The organism is Streptomyces corynorhini (genome assembly GCF_003346515.1).
Lineage (GTDB): Bacteria > Actinomycetota > Actinomycetes > Streptomycetales > Streptomycetaceae > Streptomyces > Streptomyces corynorhini.
Map to the genome: position 1 here is coordinate 1 of NZ_QQNA01000184.1, position 3878 is coordinate 3878.

The following is a 3878-nucleotide window of genomic DNA, read 5'->3' on the forward strand; positions in this document are numbered from 1 at the left end:
CCAGTTCAACGAGGCGACGCTGTCGCCGCCCATGAAGAACGGCAGCGTCGCCTCGTTGAACTGGAGCATCGAGAACTTCAGCGTCAGGTCGCGGTCCGCGTAGATGAAGCGGGCCGGGCTGACCGACTGCCAGGTGTCGACGGGGTCCAGCTTGTCCTTCTTGGCGAAGGTGACGCCGTCGGTGGAGGTGTAGCCCAGGTCCTTCCACACCTGGGGGTTCCAGTCGGTCCCGAAGTCGGCCGGCGCGGTCGCGCCCGCCTCGGCGACGAAGAGGCGACCGCTGCCGGCGATACGGATCTGGGACGAGTCGTTCGCTGTTGCCATGGAGTGCTCCTTGATCGGTGTGACCGTGATCGGTGTCGGGTGTGGTGGGACTGCCGTGGGTACGGCAGAGGCCCCGCCGGTCGGCGGGGCCTCGTCTGTGGGGCGTACGCGGTCGGCGGGGGCCGGTGTCAGTCCGTACGCATCGAGAACCGCATGACGCACAGGTAGCGGTTGGCGGCGGGATAGAGGTACTCGGGAAGCCAGCGCGGGCCGTCCGCCTCGACCACATCGGTGATCGTCGTCGGCCCGTACCGGGTGCCCGCCGCCTTGAGGAGTTCGGCCCTGGCCGCGTTGGCGAGCAGGTGCGCGGTGGGCTTGTCGGGCCCGTAGCACTCCAGCTCGATCAGCGGCAGGTCCAGGTGCAGATCGTCGATCCAGGCACCGCCCCTGCGGGAGACGATCACGGCTTTCTGGGTGCCGTCGAAACCGGGCGGCGGTGTCTCGTCCACGGTGGCGTCGGCCAGTTCCGCGCGGTCGGAGAGCAGCTCCACGACGATGGCCTCCACGTCGGGGAAGGTGTTCGGGGATTGGCTCATGACGGGGCATCGCTCCTGATGGGTGGGTGGATACGCCGACGGCGGAGCTGTGTCCCCCGGAGGGAGGTGGGCACAGCTCCGCCGCTGCGCCAACTGTGACCGATGTCGAGCGAGAGCGCAACCCGTATGGGCGCGCACGCAATTAGCGTGGTCACGCAGCGCCATGGGTTATACGCTGAGTGTTTCGAATGGATATTCGAGACGCGGGGGTGTTGCGGCGTACGACGTTGGGGTCCGCCCTCGGGCGGGCCTCGGGCCCGGTATGAGGAGCGGTGACATGAACGGGGAGCGCGTGGACACGGCGGCCGAGAGCGACAGGCGGACAGCGACGACGGCGAGTGACGCCCAGGAGCGGCTGGGGGAAGTGGTCGCCGTCGTCGTGGAGGTGGCGGCCGAGGCGGGGGAGGCCGGGACCTACACGTATGACATGGGGCGAGCGCTGACCGAGGTCGTCACGAAGGCGGGCGCCCGGATGGCGGCCGAGGCGGAGATACGGGGGTTCGCCGGCGGCTGGCGGGAGGCCGTCGGTCACGCCGAGGCGCGGCGCTGACGCCGTCGAGCCGGTCGCCCCTCGTGGGAGGGGCGACCGGCTCGACGGAGAAGGCGTCGGGGGTGTCAGGGTCGGGGAGGCGTCGGCGCTGTCGGCCGTCCCCGCGTTCCGCCGGATTGGTCCCTCGTCCCGCGGGCCGCGCGCTCCGCGGCGAAGACGTCCTCCAGCCGGTAGAGCTGGGCCCGGCCCTGGCGCCCGGCCGGGGCCAGTCGGCCGAGCTGGACCCACTTGCGGATGGTCGCGGGGGCCACCCCGGCCTCGCCCGCCGCCAGCGCGCCGGTGATCAGCGCGCCCGTGATCGGCGTGCCGGTGATCGGGGCGCCTGCGGTCGGCGTGCCTGTGATCGGCGTGCCTGCGGTCGGCGCGCCCGCGGGAAGAGGCGCGGCGCTCATCGGGCGGCTCCGTCCGGGCGGTCGGCCACGGCCTCGGTGATCTCCCGCAGATCGCCGCCCCCGTGCTCCGCGAGCCGCGCCCACGCGGCGCGCTCCCAGAGGTGCCGGTACGCGGGGTCGGTCCGGCAGTCGCACTCCGGCGCGTCGCACCGGCAGCCCGGGTTGACGCACAGCACCGCGCCCCTGGACGGGAACGCCCGCAGCGACACCGAGTCGCACCAGCCGCACCGGCCGCTCACCCGCACCATCGGTTCCGTGTCCCCGAGGGCGTGCGAGCAGCGCCGCGCCATCCGGCGCGTCTCGTCCCGTACGTGGGCCGCCAGCACCGGGTGGGCCGCGACGCGGTGCAGCAGCCGTACGAGCCGGCCCAGCCGTTCGGGTACCGGCGCGCGGCGCGGGCGGCCGAGCCCGAGCTTGTCGTACACGGCCTCCTCCAGCTCGATCACGCCGTCGGTGATGTCGCGGATCGCGTCCGATATGGGGAGCCGTAGCGGCGCCGCGGAATAGCCGGGGGCGGTGAGGCCGTGCCGCTGTCGGGTCAGCAGGGCGTCCTGCCGCTCGGCGCGGACCCGCGCGGACTCGGCGGCGAGCCGGGCGGGCGTACGGTGCTGCCGGTCGCCGGACGGGGAGGTGCGGCCGGGCAGCAGCTCCGTGAGCAGCTCGGGGAACTGCTGGGCCAGGGTGCCGAGCCAGAGCGCGGCGTCGGCGGTCGCGGTCGCGCCGACGGCGCCGGAACGGTGGGTGGGTACGGGCATGGTGTCTCCGTAAGGGCAGGCGATTCCGGACGCGGGAACGGTGGGGCGGCCCGCTTCTGTGACGCGTCGATCACGTGTCGTCACACATCCACACCCTGACATGTTGCGCGCGAGCGCGCAATTAATTGCGCCCGCATTCTTTGCTCAATCGACACGACGCGTGCACGCGAGCACGTAATTCCGTGCGCGCAAGCGCGATATTCTGGTAGGGCTTCGGAGGGAGGCGTCCCCACCCATGACCACCAGTGACCTAGAGCAGTTCGCCACCTGGATCGAAGAGCTGATCCGGCGGCGCGGATTCGATATCGACAACCCCCGGGGCGGGGGCAAGTCGCGCCTGGCCGACGAGGCGGGCGTGCACCGCGCGGCGATCACCCGGCTTCTGCAGCGCCAGAGCATGCCCGACCTGGAGACGACCCGTCGGCTGGCCCATGTGCTCGGCGTTCCGGTGCGGGACATGCTGATCCGGTCAGGTCGGCTGACGGAGGATGATCTTCCGCTGCCGTCCCCGCAGAACGCGTCGGACGGCACGTCCGGAGGCGTGTCCCAGATCCGCCGCCTCACCATCGAGGAGGCCGCGATCGGGCTGGGGGTGCCCGAGGAGCAGCGCGAGATGTTCATCAGGGTCGCCGGGCAGTTCCTGCCGCCGCCGACCGTGCGCCGGGCGGAGCGGGCCCCGCTCGCCTCGGAGTGACACCCCGTCACCGTACGGGTCCACGCCGCGCCCCTTTCCGGGCCCTTCGCCTCTCAGGTTGCGGTTTTCGGCCAGGTAGTAGGCTTATGGGCGCCCGCAGTTGGTCGGTGTGAAAGAGAGACATGCGTGGCCGAGGGGGAGGGGGAGGCCCGGCAGCCGTCCACGGAGGCCGAGCCGCCGAGGTCTTCGGAGTCCCCCGACCCCGCCGGGATGTACCAGCCGCCCCTCGACCGGCACGGCCTGCTGGCCCGGCTCGGGGAGCAGCTGGAGCGGCATCCGCCCGAGGATCTGGTGATCCTTTCCCGTGGCGCGCTGGAGCGGCGGGAGTTCGGGGCCTACGCGGACGGCTGGCGCGACGCCGTCGAGGCGTATGACGCGACTCTCGGTGCGGCCCCCGGCCAGGCCCCCGGCCACGCCCCCGGCCAGGCCACCGGCGAGGTCGGGGCGGCGCCCGGGGCGCCACGGCTGAGGCTCGTCGAACGTGTGCCGGAGCCCGCGCCGGTGGTCCCCCCGCGCCGTGACGGACGGCCGGAGAGCCGGGAGCCGGGACCGGTGGCGTCCGGGCCGCGGACCCCGGGGGCGACGGCGTCCGGGCCGCGGGAACGGCCCCCCGGCGTGCCGCCCCCC

6 protein-coding genes and 1 pseudogene are annotated in these 3878 nt (G+C 73.1%); 3 read left to right on the top strand and 4 right to left on the bottom strand.

Annotated elements, in window-relative coordinates:
• Both DVH02_RS22400 and DVH02_RS22405 read right to left on the bottom strand, forming a co-directional pair.
• Positions 1 to 324, bottom strand: a 324-nt coding sequence (locus DVH02_RS22400) for a phage tail tube protein (RefSeq protein WP_456113496.1), incomplete at its 3' end; no start/stop codon positions are given.
• Between the two features lie 128 nt (positions 325 to 452).
• Positions 453 to 860 carry a hypothetical protein gene (locus DVH02_RS22405; protein WP_114625618.1) on the bottom strand — a complete coding sequence of 136 codons (408 nt, stop codon included), beginning with the start codon at positions 858 to 860 and terminating at the stop codon, positions 453 to 455.
• A 277-nt stretch (positions 861 to 1137) separates the two neighbouring features.
• Between DVH02_RS22405 and DVH02_RS22410 the strand changes: the two genes are divergently transcribed.
• Entirely contained in the window at positions 1138 to 1410 is a 273-nt protein-coding gene (locus tag DVH02_RS22410) for a hypothetical protein (protein WP_233518380.1), read from the top strand.
• A gap of 65 nt (positions 1411 to 1475) precedes the next feature.
• Here the strand turns inward: DVH02_RS22410 and DVH02_RS22415 are convergent, their stop codons facing one another.
• On the bottom strand, positions 1476 to 1709 hold the full coding sequence (locus DVH02_RS22415) for a MerR family transcriptional regulator (protein WP_114625622.1): 234 nt from the start codon (positions 1707 to 1709) through the stop codon (positions 1476 to 1478).
• Between the two features lie 89 nt (positions 1710 to 1798).
• Positions 1799 to 2557 (bottom strand): hypothetical protein, encoded by a 759-nt coding sequence (locus DVH02_RS22420; protein WP_114625619.1) that lies wholly within the window; start codon positions 2555 to 2557, stop codon positions 1799 to 1801.
• 235 nt (positions 2558 to 2792) lie between these two features.
• Here DVH02_RS22420 and DVH02_RS22425 point away from each other — a divergent pair, with 235 nt between their 5' ends.
• Both DVH02_RS22425 and DVH02_RS22430 read left to right on the top strand, forming a co-directional pair.
• Positions 2793 to 3251 carry a helix-turn-helix domain-containing protein gene (locus DVH02_RS22425; RefSeq protein WP_114625620.1) on the top strand — a complete coding sequence of 153 codons (459 nt, stop codon included), beginning with the start codon at positions 2793 to 2795 and terminating at the stop codon, positions 3249 to 3251.
• A gap of 126 nt (positions 3252 to 3377) precedes the next feature.
• Positions 3378 to 3878, top strand: a pseudogene (locus tag DVH02_RS22430) (hypothetical protein); the annotation flags it as partial.

Bases quoted from the DNA above. Each gene is read 5' to 3' on its own strand.
- DVH02_RS22405 (WP_114625618.1), bottom strand. From the start codon at position 860: ATGAGCCAATCCCCGAACACCTTCCCCGACGTGGAGGCCATCGTCGTG.
- DVH02_RS22410 (WP_233518380.1), top strand. From the start codon at position 1,138: ATGAACGGGGAGCGCGTGGACACGGCGGCCGAGAGCGACAGGCGGACA.
- DVH02_RS22420 (WP_114625619.1), bottom strand. From the start codon at position 2,557: ATGCCCGTACCCACCCACCGTTCCGGCGCCGTCGGCGCGACCGCGACC.
- DVH02_RS22425 (WP_114625620.1), top strand. From the start codon at position 2,793: ATGACCACCAGTGACCTAGAGCAGTTCGCCACCTGGATCGAAGAGCTG.